The 19,134-nt window shown below is 46.7% G+C and carries 20 protein-coding genes; 5 read left to right on the top strand and 15 right to left on the bottom strand.

All coding sequences use genetic code 11. The features are described 5' to 3' along the window. The first annotated feature begins 112 nt into the window (after positions 1-112). Together ppnN and xni are read left to right on the top strand one after the other, a co-directional pair. On the top strand, positions 113-1,489 hold the full coding sequence (gene ppnN, locus AK965_RS17980) for a nucleotide 5'-monophosphate nucleosidase PpnN (protein ID WP_099080903.1): 1,377 nt from the start codon (positions 113-115) through the stop codon (positions 1,487-1,489). A 57-nt stretch (positions 1,490-1,546) separates the two neighbouring features. After that, on the top strand, positions 1,547-2,329 hold the full coding sequence (gene xni, locus AK965_RS17975; RefSeq protein WP_099080902.1) for a flap endonuclease Xni: 783 nt from the start codon (positions 1,547-1,549) through the stop codon (positions 2,327-2,329). 100 nt (positions 2,330-2,429) lie between these two features. Here xni and rlmM read toward each other — a convergent pair whose 3' ends face one another. From rlmM to pomA, 7 genes are all read right to left on the bottom strand, one after another. Beyond that, on the bottom strand, positions 2,430-3,521 hold the full coding sequence (gene rlmM / locus AK965_RS17970; RefSeq protein WP_099080901.1) for a 23S rRNA (cytidine(2498)-2'-O)-methyltransferase RlmM: 1,092 nt from the start codon (positions 3,519-3,521) through the stop codon (positions 2,430-2,432). Further along, positions 3,518-3,916, bottom strand: coding sequence for a DUF423 domain-containing protein (locus AK965_RS17965; RefSeq protein WP_099080900.1), 399 nt, complete (start codon positions 3,914-3,916; stop codon positions 3,518-3,520). The genes rlmM and AK965_RS17965 overlap by 4 nt, the downstream gene beginning before the upstream one ends. Continuing rightward, positions 3,906-4,529, bottom strand: coding sequence for an alpha/beta family hydrolase (locus AK965_RS17960; protein WP_099080899.1), 624 nt, complete (start codon positions 4,527-4,529; stop codon positions 3,906-3,908). Before AK965_RS17960 ends, AK965_RS17965 begins: the two co-directional genes overlap by 11 nt. Beyond that, on the bottom strand, positions 4,510-5,430 hold the full coding sequence (locus AK965_RS17955; protein WP_099080898.1) for a transcriptional regulator GcvA: 921 nt from the start codon (positions 5,428-5,430) through the stop codon (positions 4,510-4,512). The genes AK965_RS17960 and AK965_RS17955 overlap by 20 nt, the downstream gene beginning before the upstream one ends. Positions 5,431-5,946: 516 nt before the next feature. After that, complete coding sequence (gene thiI, locus AK965_RS17950; RefSeq protein WP_099080897.1) at positions 5,947-7,395, bottom strand: tRNA uracil 4-sulfurtransferase ThiI; 1,449 nt, start codon at positions 7,393-7,395, stop codon at positions 5,947-5,949. 219 nt (positions 7,396-7,614) lie between these two features. After that, positions 7,615-8,559 (bottom strand): flagellar motor protein MotB, encoded by a 945-nt coding sequence (locus AK965_RS17945; protein WP_172438189.1) that lies wholly within the window; start codon positions 8,557-8,559, stop codon positions 7,615-7,617. A 15-nt stretch (positions 8,560-8,574) separates the two neighbouring features. Then, entirely contained in the window at positions 8,575-9,336 is a 762-nt protein-coding gene (pomA, locus tag AK965_RS17940; RefSeq protein WP_099080895.1) for a flagellar motor protein PomA, read from the bottom strand. 265 nt (positions 9,337-9,601) lie between these two features. Between pomA and xseB the strand changes: the two genes are divergently transcribed. Genes xseB through dxs form a run of 3 tightly spaced genes read left to right on the top strand, consistent with a single transcriptional unit; the run spans position 9,602 to position 12,636 of the window. Further along, complete coding sequence (gene xseB, locus AK965_RS17935) at positions 9,602-9,847, top strand: exodeoxyribonuclease VII small subunit (RefSeq protein ID WP_099080894.1); 246 nt, start codon at positions 9,602-9,604, stop codon at positions 9,845-9,847. Positions 9,848-9,865: 18 nt separating this feature from the next. After that, positions 9,866-10,750, top strand: coding sequence for a (2E,6E)-farnesyl diphosphate synthase (gene ispA / locus AK965_RS17930; RefSeq protein ID WP_099080893.1), 885 nt, complete (start codon positions 9,866-9,868; stop codon positions 10,748-10,750). A gap of 20 nt (positions 10,751-10,770) precedes the next feature. Next, entirely contained in the window at positions 10,771-12,636 is a 1,866-nt protein-coding gene (gene dxs / locus AK965_RS17925; protein WP_099080892.1) for a 1-deoxy-D-xylulose-5-phosphate synthase, read from the top strand. Positions 12,637-12,729: 93 nt separating this feature from the next. Here the strand turns inward: dxs and pgpA are convergent, their stop codons facing one another. The 8 genes from pgpA to nrdR form a co-directional block, all read right to left on the bottom strand. Beyond that, the gene (gene pgpA / locus AK965_RS17920; RefSeq protein WP_099080891.1) at positions 12,730-13,233 is read right to left on the bottom strand and encodes a phosphatidylglycerophosphatase A; all 504 of its coding nucleotides are present in this window, start codon (positions 13,231-13,233) and stop codon (positions 12,730-12,732) included. Positions 13,234-13,279: 46 nt separating this feature from the next. Beyond that, the gene (thiL, locus tag AK965_RS17915; protein WP_099080890.1) at positions 13,280-14,245 is read right to left on the bottom strand and encodes a thiamine-phosphate kinase; all 966 of its coding nucleotides are present in this window, start codon (positions 14,243-14,245) and stop codon (positions 13,280-13,282) included. A 63-nt stretch (positions 14,246-14,308) separates the two neighbouring features. Continuing rightward, positions 14,309-14,776, bottom strand: a complete 468-nt coding sequence (nusB, locus tag AK965_RS17910) for a transcription antitermination factor NusB (RefSeq protein ID WP_099080889.1) — start codon at positions 14,774-14,776, stop codon at positions 14,309-14,311. Continuing rightward, positions 14,776-15,246 (bottom strand): 6,7-dimethyl-8-ribityllumazine synthase, encoded by a 471-nt coding sequence (ribE, locus tag AK965_RS17905; RefSeq protein ID WP_099080888.1) that lies wholly within the window; start codon positions 15,244-15,246, stop codon positions 14,776-14,778. The genes nusB and ribE overlap by 1 nt, the downstream gene beginning before the upstream one ends. A 171-nt stretch (positions 15,247-15,417) precedes the next feature. Further along, positions 15,418-16,527 carry a bifunctional 3,4-dihydroxy-2-butanone-4-phosphate synthase/GTP cyclohydrolase II gene (ribBA, locus tag AK965_RS17900; RefSeq protein ID WP_099080887.1) on the bottom strand — a complete coding sequence of 370 codons (1,110 nt, stop codon included), beginning with the start codon at positions 16,525-16,527 and terminating at the stop codon, positions 15,418-15,420. A gap of 160 nt (positions 16,528-16,687) precedes the next feature. Then, positions 16,688-17,341 (bottom strand): riboflavin synthase, encoded by a 654-nt coding sequence (locus AK965_RS17895; RefSeq protein WP_099080886.1) that lies wholly within the window; start codon positions 17,339-17,341, stop codon positions 16,688-16,690. After that, positions 17,326-18,471 carry a bifunctional diaminohydroxyphosphoribosylaminopyrimidine deaminase/5-amino-6-(5-phosphoribosylamino)uracil reductase RibD gene (ribD, locus tag AK965_RS17890; RefSeq protein ID WP_099080885.1) on the bottom strand — a complete coding sequence of 382 codons (1,146 nt, stop codon included), beginning with the start codon at positions 18,469-18,471 and terminating at the stop codon, positions 17,326-17,328. The genes AK965_RS17895 and ribD overlap by 16 nt, the downstream gene beginning before the upstream one ends. A 7-nt stretch (positions 18,472-18,478) precedes the next feature. Then, positions 18,479-18,928, bottom strand: a complete 450-nt coding sequence (gene nrdR, locus AK965_RS17885; protein ID WP_099080884.1) for a transcriptional regulator NrdR — start codon at positions 18,926-18,928, stop codon at positions 18,479-18,481. Positions 18,929-19,134 lie beyond the last annotated feature (206 nt).

The following is a 19,134-nucleotide window of genomic DNA, read 5'->3' as shown; positions in this document are numbered from 1 at the left end:
CTAACTACACACCCTAAAACAAACTCCACCAACCATTTGAGTCAAACTATACGTACAAACAAACAGATGCGTTGGTTTCTTTCCTCTAAAAAAGCATTAGCAAGGAGGCCCTATGATTACCCATATCAGCCCCGCAGGTAGTATGGACTTGCTATCCCAACTTGAAGTCGAACGTCTAAAAAAAACCGCATCAAGTGACCTTTACCAGCTTTATCGTAACTGCACGCTAGCAGTGCTTAACTCTGGTAGCCACACAGACAACTCAAAAGAATTGTTAGATAGATATCAATCTTTTGATGTCAACGTGGTTCGCCGCGAACGTGGTATCAAGCTAGAACTCTCTAACCCACCAGAGCATGCGTTCGTAGATGGAGAGATTATCAAAGGCATCCAAGAACATCTGTTTTCAGTACTTCGAGACATTGTGTACGTCAACATGCACTTAGCAGATAATCAACGCCTAAATCTAACCAACGCGACCCACATTACCAATTTGGTGTTTGGCATCTTACGTAACGCAGGCACACTAACGCCAGGTATTGAACCAAACTTGGTCGTCTGCTGGGGAGGACACTCGATCAATGCCACCGAATATCAATACACACGCGAAGTGGGACATGAGCTCGGGCTACGAGAGCTGAATATCTGTACCGGTTGTGGCCCAGGTGCGATGGAAGGCCCAATGAAGGGGGCGGCGATTGGACATGCGAAGCAACGCTATACCGAGCAACGCTACCTTGGCCTTACCGAGCCGTCAATCATCGCGGCCGAGCCACCAAACCCGATCGTGAATGAGCTGGTGATCATGCCAGATATTGAGAAACGCCTTGAAGCCTTTGTTCGAATGGCACACGGCATCGTGATCTTCCCTGGCGGTCCAGGTACTGCCGAGGAATTACTGTACATTCTTGGTATTATGATGCATCCAGAAAACGCCGACCAGCCCATGCCAATCGTATTAACTGGTCCAAAAGAGAGTGAAGCTTATTTCCGATCTATAGATGCTTTTATTGCAGATACGCTAGGTGAAGAGGGCCAGAAGCATTATCAAATCGTCATCGATGATCCTGCGGAAGTCGCACGCATCATGAAGTACTCAATGGAAAAGGTTCGCCTTCACCGTAAAGAGAAAGGTGACGCATACAGCTTTAATTGGTCACTTAAGATTGAACCAGAGTTCCAACTGCCATTCGAGCCCAACCATGAATCAATGGCAAGTTTAAACTTGAACTTGAACCAAAAACCGCAAGTATTGGCCGCCACGCTGCGCCAAGCGTTTTCCGGTATTGTTGCTGGTAACGTTAAAGCCGAAGGGATTAGAGAGATCGAGCAACAAGGTCCCTTCACTATCCATGGTGAATCAGCATTGATGAAAAAACTCGACACGTTACTCTCAGACTTTGTAGAGCAGCACCGTATGAAGCTACCAGGCGGTAGCGCGTACGAACCTTGTTATCGAATCGCTCATCCAGAAAATGCAACTCGATAGAAAGAGCTACATTGGTTACACTAGGGGCATTACGCCCCTTTTTACTGCTAAGTCATTATGTCTATTCATCTTGTTATCATTGATGCCCTAAACCTGATCCGCCGCGTGCACTCTGCACAGCCCGATCCCACTGACATAGCAAGAACCATTACCACGACGAGCAGAACACTGACTCGCATCCTGTCTGAAGCGCAGCCAACTCACATCATCGCCGTATTCGATCACCACGAACAAGACCGTGGCTGGCGCGCTGAAATCCTTCCTGACTACAAACAAAACCGCAAGCCAATGCCAGAGCCGCTCATGCAAGGCTTAGACGCGATTCAACAAGCATGGTGGGAACAAGGGATCGACTCATTGCTGTCTGAAGGCGATGAAGCAGATGATTTGGTCGCAACACTGGCCACCAAAGTTGCGAGCCACGGCGAGAAAGTAACGATTGTCTCGACCGACAAAGGTTACTGCCAACTATTATCTCCGACTCTACAGATCCGAGATTACTTCCAACATCGTTGGTTAGATGAGCCATTTATCGAAAAAGAGTTTGGCGTAAAACCATCTCAGCTTGCCGACTACTGGGGTTTAACGGGTATCAGCTCAAGCCAAGTGCCGGGCGTACCGGGTGTTGGTCCAAAAGCAGCGAAAGACATTCTGACTCAATTTGAGGATATTGAAGCGGCATACGCGAGCGAAGAGCTGGCCCCAAAATATCGCAAAAAGTTAGATGAGCACATTGAATCTGCGCGTTTATGCAAACGAGTAGCAGCACTGAAATGCGATATCGAACTCGGCTTTAACCTGCAAGACATTCGCTTTACTGGTCCAAACAAAGCAGAATAACCACCCGTTTGGTGAGAAGCCCTATCTTCCAGACAAGAAAAAAGCGCCCAATTTAAGGCGCTTTTCTTATTCTGCTCTACTGCTTAAGTGAATGCGTAGATTAATGCGGAGAGATGTTAGACAGACACTGAATGTGAATCGTGATCTCTTCACGATCATGGTACAAGTGTTTTGCTTGCAGCTTGAATTTCACCTTATTCTCAATCAAGAACGTTTTTAGGTTCTCAAGATCTTGCAACACTTCGTCGTAACGACCTTTCATTGGTAGCTTCAGGTTGAAGATTGCCTCTTTCGCCCAACCTTTTAACAACCATTGACCCATAAGGTGCGCAACGCGAGCTGGTTTCTCAATCATGTCACACACAATCCAAGTCACGTTCTTACGATCGGGTTCAAACTTAAAACCATCCACCATATGGTGCTTGATTTGACCCGTTTCCATTAGGCTATCTGCCATCATGCCGTTATCAACGCAATGAACGAACATCGATCGTTTAACCAATTGGTAAGTCCAACCACCTGGACACGCACCGAGATCAACCCCCCACATGCCTGGAGCAAGACGCTCATCCCACTCTTCACGTGGAATAAATACGTGGAACGCTTCTTCCAGTTTTAGTGTTGAACGACTTGGTGCATCCGCAGGGAACTTTAAGCGAGGAATACCCATAAAGAACTGCGAGTTATTGCCTGGGTATGAATAACCCACGTAACAATGACCTGGTGCAATAAAACAGATGTGCAGCACTGGCTTCTTCGCGTTGTCTTTATTCCACATCAGACCTTTGCCACGTAGAGCTTGGCGCATTGGAACCGTGAATTTACGGCAAAACTTTAGCAATTCTTTCGCTTCGTTGGTGTCTGGCGTTTCGATACGTAGATCGCCACAACGCGGAAAATCTTCCACTTCAGACAGTTCTGCAAGAATTGGACTGATACGGTCTTCGCTTGGTAGCGCTTCAAACTCGGCTGCAACAGCAAACATCTGACGTGCAAAAATCAATGCACTAAAGTCCAAGCCTTTGACTAACTTATCTGCGTCTCCATCTTGGTAACACTCGAAGACAACATAACCTGAGTTTTTCTTCACACGAGGGAAGCCGTACACTTCCAACTGTGTCGCTTTGTCCTGAATTTCACCAGCACACTCTTTCTCAAAGCCAGAACGGCAATAGAGCATTAGTTGTTTCACTCGGAGACCTCTTTGATATTAAACGCAGCAAAAAAGAACAGACACCAGCCGAACATGAACAACACCCCGCCCATCGGAGTAATTGGTCCAAACCACTTAATGCCCGTCAGCGCCAGCGCATAAAGACTGCCGCTAAAACAAAAGATGCCGATGATAAAGCAAATCGCCGCGATGAAAAAATACTTTTGTGCTTTTTGTCCCAAATTGACCAGTAGCAAGATGGCACAAAACGCGATAGCCAAAGTATGGATGAATTGGTACAAAACGCCGGTTTCAAATACGCCAAGTAAATAGGGCGACAATTTGGCTTTTAAACCGTGTGCGGCAAACGCACCTAACGCTACCGATGTCAGACCCGAAATACCAGTAAACGAGAGTAACCACTTACTTTTCACGGTATACCTCTTTAATAAACGCCGCTAACTGCTCAATCGTCTGCGCTATATTATCCGCCTCGGTATACCCTGAGCGCTTACGCGGTTTAAAGCTGTGGTCACCATCTGGCAGAAAGCTCACTGTGACCTGCTCTGATAACGCGAAGCCTTCGAACTCTTCGCGCTTGCCGAACGTATCGCGCTCGCCTTGTAGAATTAAGGTTGGCTTGTCGATGCTAGCTAAATGCTCGCCTTTGTATTTCTCTGGTTTACCCGGTGGGTGGAATGGAAAACCCAAACACGCAATGCCCGCCACTAGCTCATTATCTGCGAGCAAACTCGACATTCGACCGCCCAGCGATTTACCACCAATAACGATGGGAGCGGAAGTAAAGTGAGTGATCACTTCTTGGTACGCTTCAAGAAGCTTTGGCGCGCGATCTGGCGGACGCTTTTTGCCGTCTTCGGCACGCTTGACCATGTAAGGGAAATTGAAGCGCACCACACGAATACCCTGATCAACCAATCCTTTGGCAACGGCCGCCATGAACTCATGCTCCATGCCTGCGCCTGCACCGTGAGCAAAAATAAACAATGGTCCGTTTTCTGGACCCTCAGCTATCCAATGGTTCATCGAGTACTTCCTCTTGTTCTTTTCTCGCGGTTGCCAACATCCAATCTCGGAAAGTCGCGATACGCCCCATCTCCGCTTGCTGTTCGTGACATACCACGTAGAACGCATTCTTAGAAACCAAAACCTGGTCAAATGGCGCAATCAAGCGTCCCGCTTCCATCTCTGGTTTGGCTAATACGTTGTTTCCTAATGCAACTCCCTGCCCATGAGCTGCCGCTTGCAAGACCATGGTTGAGTGACTAAATATTGGACCATGATTCACATTAATCCCGTCAACATTGTAGTGTCGAGCAAACTGTTTCCAATCTTTTCGCGACGTATCATGTAACAAAGTATGCTGTTTTAGATCACTTAGAGATTCCAATGGTTTGCTACCTAAAAGTAGCGAAGGTGAACAAAGTGGGATCAAATACTCTTGGTAGAGTTTATCTGCACGCAAACCTGGCCAATTACCACGTCCATAATAGATCGCGACGTCGACATCATCCGTCAATGAACCTTCATCCATATCCACCGCTTTGATACGTACATCAATGTCCGGTTCTTGAGCATTGAAGTCGGCCAAGCGAGGCACCAACCACTGGATAGCAAAACTTGGTGGCAAACTGATAGTCAACGCCCCTTTTTCACTGCGTTCTAATACCTTATCGGTCGCATCTGCAATGGAAGTGAAGATATCTTTAATGTCTAAGAAGTAGCTTTGCCCCTCTTCTGTGAGCAGCAGTGAACGGTTACGGCGACGAAAAAGCTTCAATGATAAGAATTCTTCTAGTGCTTTTATTTGATGGCTCACTGCTGCTTGAGTCACAAACAGCTCTTCGGCTGCACGGGTAAAACTAAGATGGCGAGCTGCCGCTTCAAATACGCGAAGCGAATTCAGTGGAGGCAATCGACGAGACATAAGGAACCTCAAATAGGATTAGTTTTTTTAATCTGAAACATTATAAAATGTTCATTGTCGAACAGCCAGATAAATTCTATATTTCACCTCGCAATACGAGCCTGAACGGCTTGATTTTTTATGAATCAATTGGCTTCGTTATTGCGATGTTGTGTTTGCAAACTCGCATTTCGAGTTAGGTAGATTTCTACCGTGATGTTTTGTCGACATTCCCTGTGACAAAACAGATACTTCCTGTATTTATTTTGACCTGTCTGTCAAATTTGTTACACCGCCTGGTTCAGGCGGTGTTTTTTTATCTAACAAATTCATGCTTCTCCCCCTAAAAATCTTGCACTAAGGTCACCTTTCCAACCGAATTTCGGATTAATTATCGTTATATCAATACAGCACTAAAACGGTGCGAAGCATCTCTATATTTTAACGTCTTACACATAAATTTTAGGCGTCCAACAACGAAAAAAGCGCAAGCTGATTCCTCAGGTTGCGCTTTGTGGTCATTCCTATCGAAGGAGGTTACGGGCGATAAACTTTCACGTTGTTGAAGCCTTGCTCTTGTAAGTAAAGCGCTTGAAGGCGACTCATGACACCACGGTCACAGTACAACAGGTAAGTCTTAGACTGGTCCAAGTCACCAAACTGAGTACTCAACTTGTAGAACGGGATGTGCTTAACATCAACACCATCGATTTCTAATGGGCTATCGTCTTCCTCTTCAGGGCTACGAATATCTAGCACAATGGCATGCTCTTCTACCGCTTGAACTTGCTCAACTTCTGGGGCGGCTTGTTCAGATTCTTTCGCAATGTCACGAATGTCCATTTGACGAGCTTCAAGAACCACTTTTTCTAGAATACTGAAATCGAATTTCGCTTCTTCTGTTTCTAGCTTATGTTTCACTGCTTTTACTGTTGGTTTCTTCGAGATAACACCACAGTATTCCGGCATGGTTTTAGCGAAGTCTTCCGTGCCGATATCGCGCGCTAGGTTAATGATGTCTTCTTTATCCCAGTTGATAAGTGGACGCAGGATTAGCGTATCGGTGACGTTATCAATGTGACGAAGGTTCGTTAGCGTTTGGCTCGATACCTGACCTAGAGCTTCACCAGTGACCAAAGCTTCAATCTTCAACTTCTCAGCAATCATTCCCGCCGCACGCATAAACATGCGCTTGAGGATAACACCCATTTGACCGTCATCCACTTTTTCTAGGATTTCTGCCACAACTGGTTCGAAGTCCACGGAGATAAAGCGTACTTTTGCTGAAGAACCGTATTTGTTCCATAAGTAGTGAGAAACCTGCTTAACACCGATTTCGTGTGCAGGACCTCCTAGGTTAAAGAAACAGTAATGGACTTTTGAACCACGTTTGATGTGCAGATAGCTTGAAACACCAGAGTCAAAGCCGCCGGAGATCAAGCTGAGTACGTCTTCTTGAGTACCTAGAGGGAAACCGCCAAGACCTTTATGACGCGCCAATACTTGGTTTAGCTTGTCGTTTGATACTTCGACCTTGATCGTTACTTCTGGGTTGCTCAACTTAACGCGTGCGCTCTCAACCGCTTGGTTAAGACCACCACCGACATAACGCTCAAGTTCAAGCGAAGTAAAATCATGCTTACCGCGGCGCTTAGCGCGTACCACAAAAGTTTTACCTTCGATCGACGCACCGCTAAGTTCTAGCACTTGCTCGTAAATATCGTGCAAATCTTTAAACTCAGACTGTTTTACTTCTAATACGTGGTGGATGCCTGGTGTATGCGTCAGGATTTCCAGTACTTCAGCGTAAAATTCGTCACTCTCGGAGGTCACTTCAATGTGATCACGACGGTTAAAAACCGCAACAGATTCCGTACGGTTCTTCACAATGTTACGAATGTTGCACTCTAAAATCTTTGTGAAGCGCTTACGCACAGATTCACTTTTTACAAAAATTTCTGGATGGGGCTTTACAATAAATTTCATAGTTTCGTTCGCAGGTTAGTTTCGCAATCAACAGTGAGTGATACTCCACCTCGGTCTATTTTACGTCGCAATGGAGAGCGTCGTTCACTACCGGTAGCCTGAGCTCACTTCAAAGGCGCAAGATTATACACCCAAGTAACCTCTAGGTGCTAGTTTCCGCGTAAATGTCAAAAAAAAAGCGAGCTAAACGCTCGCTTTAGTATAAGAATAAATACCGAATTATTGAATGACGGGGACTTCATCACTGTAAAGCGGTTCACCTTGCATAATACTGATCTCTACTCGGCGGTTAAGCGCACGGTTAGTGTCAGAATCATTCGCTACCAGAGGTTCGGTATCCGCCATGCCTCGCACACGCAATCTTTGACGTGAGAAGCCCCTGACTTTCTCCATCTCCTGCGCGACAGAAACCGCTCGCTGGGAAGATAGGTCCCAATTAGAGCGATAAAGCTCAGAATCGATTCTCTGGTTATCGGTATGACCAGAAATACGTACTATGCCGGGTACATCCTTTACTAATTCCGCTATCTGACGCACCAGAGGACGAAACTTGGGCTGCAAGAACGCCGATCCCTCAGGGAAAGCGCCTTTCTCGCGCATTCGAATCACGATTTGTTGACCAAGGTTTTCTACTTCGATCGCTCCTTGTTCAATCTCTCGCTCCAGTGCCTTCTTGATGCTTTCCATCAAAGTATCCATCGACTGCGAGGTCGCTTCAGACTGCTGCTGTTGCATATCAGCTTCTGACGATTGGTTGCTTTGCGTCGAGGTTTCTGGCGATTGCCCCCCGGTTAACTTACCTTGATCACGCTTTGTCCCCCCCGCACGATCAGATTCGCCTTCATGAAACTCTAATGTTTGCTGAGTGATGTCCATGGTTTGCTGCATGATGACATCAATCGGTGTCGGTTCAGGTCGCCCTGGACGAAACTCTTGCGCGATAATACTCGTCCCCTTTGGAATATCTTTCACCTCAAGTTGGTTTTGCACACCAAAGGCGAACTTCATCGAACCAGCGATCTGCTTGAACTTTAGGACATCCATCTCAGAGAAAGAGAGCAACAGTACAAAGAAACACATCAGCAGAGACATCAAATCAGCAAATGTCCCCATCCACTGGGGGAGCCCAGGTGGCGGGCAATCACATTTGTTATCTTCATCCATCAGATGACCTCCGGGTTAATCGTCAATCTCAAGAACGCGCTTACCCTCGTTGAGGTAGTTCTTGAGGTAACTGTCGATAACTCGTGGGTTCTGACCATCTTGAATGGCAAGTACACCATCCATAATCAAACGACGATTGAGTGTTTCTTGATCACGACGTAGAGAAAGCTTGTCTGCAATGGGGAAAAACACCATGTTGGAAAGTACCGCGCCATAGAGCGTGGTCAATAGAGCAACCGCCATTGCCGGACCGATCGCTTTAGGATCATCCATGTTCGAAAGCATGGCTACCAGACCAACCAATGTACCAATCATCCCCATCGCGGGTGCAACCTCGCCAAACGCACGGAACACTCCCGTACCTTGTGTATGACGCTCATCCGTTAGGGCGATGTCTTTTTGCAGTGCGGCACGTACGACGTCCGCATCATGGCCATCAACCAATAAATCGATGCCCTTTTGCATAAAGCTGTTGTTGATTTCCATTTCTTCTAGCGCAAGAAACCCACCTTTGCGCGCGGCGTCAGCCATTTCAACGATCTTAGCAATTAAATCTTCTGACTCATCCGCTTTAAACATGAATGCTTTACCCGCAATTTTGGTCGCACCGAAGAACTGCCCCATGGTGAACTTCATCAATACAACAAATGCAGAACCACCAACGACGATTAGGATTGAAGTGACGTCGACGAACATACCGATGCTGCCACCAAGCACCATCGCCATAATGACGAATGCAAAACCACCGATCAAACCTATTAGGGTTGCTAAATCCACAAAGCACTCCTCACGCTAAATTCAAATATTGCCAAGTCAGGCGAATTATTACTTGTATCGACAGCGAGAGCAGAATTTTTAGAGAAATCTTGGTTAATAAGTCACAAAAAGATCGTTATCTCCCTAATTAGATAATGGGCATCGCCTATTCTGCCTGGTCGAAAGCCAAATTTGTGACAATTATATGAGGTTAAATTTGACCAAGTTAGTAGGCTAAGGTAACTTTCGTGGATTCGATTAGAGGCTTGATTAAGGCAAATAAAAGATGGCGGTCAAAAAACCAGAAAATATGACCTTCGAAGCAACCATTGAAGAGCTGGATAGCTTGGTTGATCAATTAGAAAACGGCGATCTTGCCCTAGATGATGCCCTACGCAAATTTGAACGTGGCATTGCGTTGGCTCGTGCTGGCCAAACCAAACTGAGTGACGCAGAATATCGCGTTAGTATTCTTCTTAGTGAAGATGATGAAGCACCGCTGAGTGACTTCACCCCTGAGTCAGAATCATAATCAGTAGTGAGCAATGTAATGCAAGAGACATTGACGTCTTATCAACAAAGAAATAACCAGCAACTGAATCTGTGGCTTGAGCAACTGCCTCACCAGGAACAGCCATTGATCCAAGCAATGAAATATGGCCTATTACTTGGAGGTAAACGGGTTCGCCCATTCCTTGTTTACATCACAGGTCAAATGCTTGGTTGCGCACCAGAAGATCTCGATACCCCAGCCTCTGCTATCGAGTGTGTCCACGCCTACTCGCTCATCCATGACGATTTACCTGCAATGGATGACGATGAGCTGCGCCGTGGCCAACCAACTTGCCATATTAAGTTTGATGAAGCGACGGCCATTTTGACCGGTGATGCACTGCAAACCCTCGCGTTCACCATCATCGCTGAAGGCGCACTGAACCTAAATGCGGAGAAGTACCGTATCAAGATGGTACAAACCTTAGCGCAAGCGTCTGGGGCGAGCGGTATGTGTGTCGGTCAAGCGTTGGATCTTGCTGCTGAAAATCGTCGAGTCTCTCTCACAGAATTAGAAAAAATCCATCGCAATAAAACCGGTGCCCTGATTAACTGTGCGATTAAACTTGGCGCGTTAGCCGCTGGTGAAAAAGGCCTAGAAGTCTTGCCACAGCTAGAACGCTACTCGCAAGCGATCGGTCTGGCGTTTCAAGTTCAAGACGATATTCTTGATATTATCAGTGACACTGAAACACTGGGTAAGCCTCAAGGCTCAGACCAAGATCTGAATAAGAGCACTTATCCATCTTTATTGGGTTTGGAGGGAGCAATGGAGAAAGCTCACACTCTACTACAGGAAGCGCTTCAAGCATTGGAAGCGATCCCATACAATACTCAGTTACTCGAAGAGTTCGCCCGATATGTCATCGAGCGCAAGAACTAACTCTATAAGCGCGCATTTATATGACTCTTGATATTTCAAAGTACCCAACACTGGCGTTAGCAAATACACCGGAAGACCTGCGTCTTCTTCCGAAAGAAACATTGCCTACTTTGTGTGATGAACTGCGTACGTATCTGCTAAATTCAGTGAGCCAATCAAGCGGACACCTAGCGTCTGGCTTAGGCACCGTAGAACTCACTGTGGCTCTACACTATGTATACAACACACCTGTTGATCAGTTGATCTGGGATGTGGGTCATCAAGCATACCCACATAAGATCCTGACTGGTCGTCGTGACCAAATGCCAACTATCCGTCAAAAGGATGGCCTACACCCATTCCCGTGGCGCGAAGAGAGTGAATACGACACCCTATCCGTTGGACATTCATCGACTTCGATCAGTGCCGGGCTTGGCATGGCCATAAGTGCCCAGAAAGAGGGCCAAGGTCGCAAAGTAGTCAGTGTGATTGGTGATGGTGCCATCACGGCAGGCATGGCATTTGAAGCGATGAACCACGCTGGTGACGTGCACACTGACATGCTGGTTATTCTCAATGACAACGAGATGTCGATTTCAGAAAACGTCGGCGCACTAAATAACCATTTAGCCAAAGTCCTTTCAGGCAGCCTATACACCTCTATCCGTGAAGGCGGTAAAAAAGTGCTTTCTGGTGTGCCACCAATCAAAGAGTTGGTTCGTCGCACGGAAGAACACCTAAAAGGCATGGTAGTTCCGGGCACGCTATTTGAAGAGCTCGGCTTCAACTACATTGGTCCTGTGGACGGTCACGATGTCAATGAACTGGTCAAAACCCTCAAGAACATGCGTGAGCTGAAAGGCCCTCAGTTCCTGCACATCATGACCAAGAAAGGCAAAGGTTACGAACCTGCAGAGAAAGACCCTATCGGCTACCACGGAGTTCCAAAGTTCGACCCATCACACAACAGTTTGCCAAAGAGCAATGGTGGTAAGCCTAGTTTCTCTAAGATCTTTGGTGACTTCCTTTGCGATATGGCCGCGCAAGATCCTAAACTGATGGCAATTACGCCAGCAATGCGTGAAGGCTCTGGCATGGTGCGTTTCTCGAAAGAGTACCCAAACCAATACTTCGATGTTGCGATTGCAGAGCAACACGCAGTGACGCTTGCAACCGGTATGGCGATAGCTGGCGATCACCCGATCGTTGCGATTTACTCAACCTTCTTGCAGCGTGGTTACGATCAGTTGATCCATGATGTTGCGATCATGGATTTACCCGTGATGTTCGCTATCGACCGTGCTGGTTTGGTTGGCGCAGATGGTCAAACTCACCAAGGCGCGTTCGATCTTAGCTTTATGCGTTGTATCCCAAACATGGTGATTATGGCGCCAAGCGATGAAAATGAATGTCGTCAAATGCTGTACACCGGTCATAAGCACACGGGCCCAAGTGCGGTTCGATATCCACGTGGCAGCGGCATAGGTACAGAAATCAAACAAGACTTCACAGCGCTTGAGATTGGTAAAGGCCGTGTCGTTCGTAAAGGTGAGACAGTCGCAATTCTAAGCTTCGGTACCTTCCTAGGTAATGCACTCGAAGCAGCGGAAAACCTAAATGCAACTGTGGCTGACATGCGCTTCGTGAAGCCTTTGGATGAGGAGCTGATTCGTCAACTTGCCTCTGAGCACGATGTTCTTGTGACACTAGAAGAGAACGCAATTGCAGGTGGCGCAGGTGCGGGTGTCATTGAGTTTTTGATGCAAGAGAAGATCATTAAGCCAGTGCTAAATCTTGGCTTGCCAGATCGCTTCATTCCTCAAGGTACACAAGACGAGTTGCATGAAGAGCTTGGCTTAGATGCGAAAGGCATCGAGCAGTCGATCAACGACTATCTAGCGAAATAAGCGAACACAAAAAAACGCAGCAAAATAAACACAAAAGGGATGTCGCTGCATCCCTTTGGTTTATCTGTTGATTTTAGAGCTTGAGGGTAGGTATTACATCCAACCTGCGTATTTTGCGATGAAGAAAAGCGCGATGCCCGCCATGCCTCCTGCAACGATATCATCGATCATAATACCCAAGCCGCCGTGGACACGTTTATCTAACCAACCGATCGGCCACGGCTTTACCATGTCGAAGAATCGGAACAAGACGAAGCCCGTTAATAGCCACTTCCACTCGGTCACTGGAATATTCAATGCAGGCATTAGGCTCATGGTGATCCAAAAACCGGCGAACTCATCCCACACAATTGAGCCGTGGTCATGAACGCCCATATCATCTGATGTCACTTGGCAAATCTTAATGCCAATCACACAAGAGAAAAGTACGACAATCACATAAAGCGGGAAAGGCAGTTGTGCCAGAAGGAGAAACAATGGCACCGCCGCAAGCGTCCCCATTGTTCCAGGAATCACTGGTGATAAGCCGCTGCCAAAGCCCGTCGCCAAAAGGTGCCACGGATTCTTTAATGAAATCAGAGAAAGAGGGTTGGTCATTTCCTTAAACCTTTACTGCTAGTTTGGTTTCAATCTTAAGTTCAGATCACTTGAAGTGATCAAAACCACTAAGATCCCAATCAAGAGGCTGATTATTATCATGTAACTCAAACGTTCCCATCGGTCGAATTTGACCAATACACGTCACTTTACATCCTATGTGTGCCAATGCACTCGGTAGTGAGCCTCGGTTCTGCTCTGGCACAGTAAAGCACAATTCGTACTCTTCGCCACTAGATAAAGCATACTGCTGCGCGCTGATCTTATCATCTAAAAACTGAACCAACTCTGAGGATATGGGTAGTAGGGAGGCATCCAAACTGACGCCAACTTCAGATCGCTTAAGAATGTGTTTAATGTCAGAAATCAAACCATCGGAAATATCAATCGCTGAAGACGCCAATCCCACTAAGGCTTGCCCTGCCAATACACGCGGTGTACTGAGATAATGAGCTTTCTCAAGCTCTGCCGCAGCGACTCGAGAACGTAAAGATTCATCTAGGATAACATCCAAGCCCGCTTTCGCATCACCAAGGTTGCCCGTCACGTAAACCCAGTCTCCTACTTTCGCTCCAGATCGAGTTAATGCTTTCCCTTCAGGGACGAAGCCTTGCACTGTCAACGTTAAACTCAATGGACCTTTGGTGGTATCGCCACCAATAAGCTGAATGCCAAAGTAATCCGCCAACTCAAAAAACGCATCACAGAAAGGGGCCAACCACGTCTCATCCGGCTCTGGCATCGTCAATGCGAAGCTTACCCAGGCTGGCGTTGCGCCCATCGCGGCAAGATCACTGATATTTGAAGCAAGGGCTTTATGTGCTACCCAGGCAGGATTCGCATCAGCAAGAAAGTGAGTACCGGCGACAAGTGTATCGGTACTGATAGCAATCTGAACATTCGCGGGGGCTTGAACTAGCGCGCAATCATCACCAGCCGCTAGGTGTACATCTTTGCGTTGGTTTTGACGACCAACGAAATACTTTTCGATTAGACTAAATTCACCAGACATCTTTTATTTATCTTTTAATACAAAAAAGGTCAGCATCTGCTGACCTTTTTATTTAAGAAATTATTATTTCTTACGTACGTGTGGTGCGGCCTTATCTAGCACACCATTCACAAATTTGTGGCTGTCTTCTGCTGCGAACACTTTTGCAAGTTCAATCGCTTCATTGATAACCACTTTGTAAGGAACATCTTCGCGACGAGTCATCTCGTACATAGCTAGGCGAAGAAGAGCAAGTTCCATCATGTCTAAATCCTGCATTGGACGAGACACGTATGGACGGATTTTGCTATCTAGCTCTGAGTGGCTAAGTACAACACCGCTTAGTAGTTCACGGAAGTAAGCTACGTCAGTTTCTGGAGCAGCTAGTGCAGGCTCAGAGGCATGAAGTTCTTCTTCATCGTATTTGTCGCCAGACAAAAACTGTTCTTCAATCGTGGCAACATTCTCTTTAGTAATTTGCCATGAATAGATCGCCTGTAGAGCGAATTGACGTGCGTTACGACGTGCGGCTGGTTTCACACTGGCCCCCATTAGGAATCAATTTCAGATAGTACGTTAATCATTTCAAGTGCGCTTAGTGCAGCCTCTGCACCTTTATTACCAGCCTTGGTTCCCGCGCGTTCAATCGCTTGATCAATAGTATCAACTGTCAATACACCAAATGCCACTGGAAGACTATATTCCATAGACACTTGTGCAAGACCTTTGTTACATTCACTACAAACATAGTCAAAGTGTGGTGTACCGCCACGGATTACTGTACCTAGAGATACGATAGCATCGTATTTGCCTGTTTTAGCAACACGCTGAGCTACCAAAGGCAGTTCTACCGCTCCTGGGCAACGAACAACAGTAATGTTGTCTTCGCTTACTTGTCCATGACGCTTTAGTGTATCGATCGCACCAGAAAGTAAGCTTTCGTTAATAAAACTATTAAAACGCGAAATAACGATAGCAATTTTTGCATTTGGCGCTGGGAAGCCACCCTCGATCACTTTCATAAGCTTTCCTTTAACTCTATTTATAAGTGAAAATTGTTCATCAAGTGAGAATCGACGGATTCTAGCACAAGTCTGTGAGCAATATCTAATGGAAATTGGAGGCGAGCCACAAGTTACTAGCCGTAAGCAAACTAAGCTCACTCACGGCTAAGGCTCTATTGTGGAGTGTTGTTACTCGCAAACGTATTCAACCACGTTCAGGCCAAAGCCACCTAACGCGTGGTATTTTTTGTTGGTCGACGACAACAAACGCATATCATGTACCCCCAAATCTGCAAGGATCTGTGAACCAACACCGACACGACGTGACGTGCCCTGTCTTTTCGCCAACGTTGGTGCTTCGCCTTTATCTTGTGCTTGAAACATTTTTACACGGTGGATGAGAAGATCGGTCGATTCTTCATGACCAAGCACTACGAGCACGCCGCCTTCTTCACCAATGCGTTTCATCGCTTTGTCTAGCGTCCAGCTGCGCTCTGCGTTACGATCACTGCGCAGTAAATCCGTAAACACATCCTGCAGGTGCACTCGCACCAATGGCGCTTCACCTTGCAACTCCCCCTTGCACAGCGCGTAATGCACTTGGTTATCAATCGTGTCTTTGTAGGTCACTAGCGTGAATTCACCGAACTCGGTTGGCAGTTTACATTCAGCAACACGCTCAATGGTGGTTTCTGTGTTGTTGCGGTACTCGATCAGATCCGCAATGGTACCAAGCTTCAGGCCATGTTTTTCAGCAAACACTTCAAGATCGGGACGACGTGCCATGGTGCCGTCGTCATTAAGGATCTCAACAATAACTGATGCAGGCTCTAAACCAGCAAGGCGAGCTAAATCACACCCCGCTTCGGTGTGACCTGCGCGAGTCAGAACGCCGCCATCTTGCGCAGCAAGAGGAAAGATGTGACCAGGTTGAACCAAATCCGCCGCTTTCGCATTTGATGCCACTGCGGCTTGGACCGTACGTGCACGGTCTGCTGCAGAAATCCCGGTCGTCACCCCTTCTGCCGCTTCAATTGATACGGTGAAGTTAGTTGTGTACTGAGCGTTGTTGTCCTGCACCATTGGCGGCAAGCCTAAACTCTCACAACGTGTTTTTGTCATGGTGAGACAGATCAAGCCACGGCCATAAGTCGCCATAAAATTAATCGCTTCCGGCGTGATATGCTCGGCAGCCATGATCAAATCACCTTCGTTCTCACGGTCTTCATCATCCATTAGAATGACCATTTTACCCGCGCGAATTTCATCGATAATTTCTTGTGGTGTGCTGATTGGCATAGCCTGTTTCCCCGTTATTCAGAATTTATTTTTGTAGCAGCAATGCGCTTGACATGTTGCTGTGAGTCCATACTTATGGCTACAGTAAGCTCCGAGTTTGAACGGCCGTTCTGTTAAGTCAATTAACCTAATGGCGTTCTGTGACTATGGTCAGCTAAGATTATGCAAAACCATTTTGCTGCAAGAATTCCATTGTGATGCGTGATTCTTGCGGTTCTTCTCGTTGCACTTGCAGCAAGCGCTCCATATAACGAGCTAACACATCGACTTCCAAATTGACTTTGCGACCAACTTGAAATTGATCAATCGTTGTTTCTTCACTGGTGTGGGGAACGATCGTCAACTTAAAAGCATGCTTACGTAAATCATTCACCGTCAGACTGATACCATCGACGGTAATCGAGCCTTTTTCTGCTACGTACTTAGTGATTTCAGCCGGCATCGCGACCCAAAACTCTATCGCACGTCCCACTTGGTTGCGCTCTACGATTTCACCCACGCCATCGATGTGGCCAGAAACGATGTGACCACCAAAACGCGTTGTAGGTAGCATCGCTTTTTCTAAGTTCACTTTGTCGCCAACTTGGTAAGCGGCAAAGCCTGTTTTGTTAAGTGTTTCCAGTGACAAATCGGCACTGTAGTAGTTGCTACCGAAGTCTACGACCGTCAAGCACACACCGTTGGTAGCAATACTGTCGCCTAACTTAACGTCAGACATATCCAACTTGCCGACTTCTACCGTTACGGTCATGTCTTCGCCTTTTGGCATGATTGCAGTGAGTTTGCCAACTGCTTCTATTATTCCTGTAAACATATTGCTTCTTTCTTCGCTGTCGTGATCGTTGCGGTGAGGCGAATGTCCACCCCCACCATACGAACGTCGGTAATATTAAGATCGATAACCTGCGCCATCTCAGTTAAACCTAAAGCACCGATAAGCCCACGCCCATCGCTACCCATCAATTTAGGTGCAAGATAAACTATGAGCTCATCAACAAGGTTCGCTCTGATTAGCGAACTCGCAAGTGTCGCCCCGGCCTCCACCCATAAGTGATTGATATGATATTTACTCGCGACCGCTTTGAGTGTCGCAGTAAGGTCAATTCGACCAGCTTCATCCAGTTGAGGGGAAAAGTCGCCATCTGGGCTGACAACAATCCGCTCACCATCGGTGTTAAATAACTTTAGGTCAACACTCAGTTGAGATTGGCGATCCAAAATCACACGTGGCGGCTGACGCACATCATCTTTGGGATAGAGCGTTTGTACACTTTTAGGCAAATCATCCCAACGTACATTCAGTGACGCATTGTCATCAATCACCGTTTTACTGGTCGAGAGAATGCCACCACTCTGTGCGCGATAACGCTGCACATCTTGACGAGCCTTTGGGGAGGTGATCCATTGACTCTGGCCATTACTGAGTGCACTTTGCCCATCTAAACTGGCTGCCATTTTCAACTGTATGAAAGGCATGCCAGTTTTCATAAATTTGATAAAACCTTGATTAAGTGCGATGGCATCGCTTTCCAATAGCCCCACTTGAACCTCAATACCAGCATCACGAAGCATTTGAATACCACGCCCAGCCACTTTCGGGTTAGGGTCTTGCATTGCGCAAATCACTTTCGCCACGTTGGCGCTAATCAGCCCTTCTGCACAAGGTGGTGTTCGTCCATAATGAGAGCAAGGCTCAAGCGTCACATAAGCGGTGGCACCTTCAGCATTACGCCCAGCCATGCGTAATGCATGCACTTCTGCATGAGGCTCTCCCGCACGATGGTGGTAGCCTTCCCCTATAATCTCGCCATTGCGCACAATAACGCAACCTACATTTGGATTAGGTGCCGTTGTGTATATGCCGCGTTTGGCGAGTTTTAGTGCACGCGACATCATGTTGAAATCTTGAGAAGTAAATTCTGAGGAAGGCAAGTATTGCGTCATGATTTAATCAGTCTTCGAGGCGAGCAATTTCTTCACCGAACTCTCGGATATCTTCGAAACTGCGATAAACCGAGGCAAAACGGATGTAAGCGACTTTATCCAACTCTTTGAGTTGATCCATCACTAAATTACCAATCATTTCACTCGGAACTTCGCGCTCACCAGTGGCACGCAACTGCGATTTAATCATGCTAATGGCTAGCTCTATCGCATCCGCACTCACTGGACGTTTTTCTAAAGCTCGTTGAATGCCGCCTACCATTTTGTCTTCATCAAACGGTTCACGGTTTCCATTCGACTTAATCACTTTTGGCATCACCAATTCCGCGGTTTCAAACGTAGTAAAACGTTCATTACATGCCAAACACTGACGACGGCGGCGCACCTGGTGGCCGTCCGCAACTAAGCGGGAATCAATTACTTTTGTATCGTTCTCAGAACAAAAAGGACAATGCATATCACCTCCAAATAAAGTGCTTTCAAGTTCGTCCTAAAAGCAAGACTAGTGTAGCGGAATTGCCATGTTAGAGAAAACAAAAAGGGGCATTACTGCCTAATGCCAGTCAGTTAAGCTGACTGGCTTTCTTTTTATTGGGGTATTTCTTTGCCTTTGCTTTTATTGCTCTCGGATATATCCGATCTTCTCGTTTAATGGGCAAGACA

This window comes from Vibrio sp. PID17_43 (assembly GCF_002608565.1).
GTDB lineage: Bacteria > Pseudomonadota > Gammaproteobacteria > Enterobacterales > Vibrionaceae > Vibrio.
Note: the sequence above shows the minus strand (reverse complement) of the source record. Positions and strands in the feature narration are given on the sequence as shown.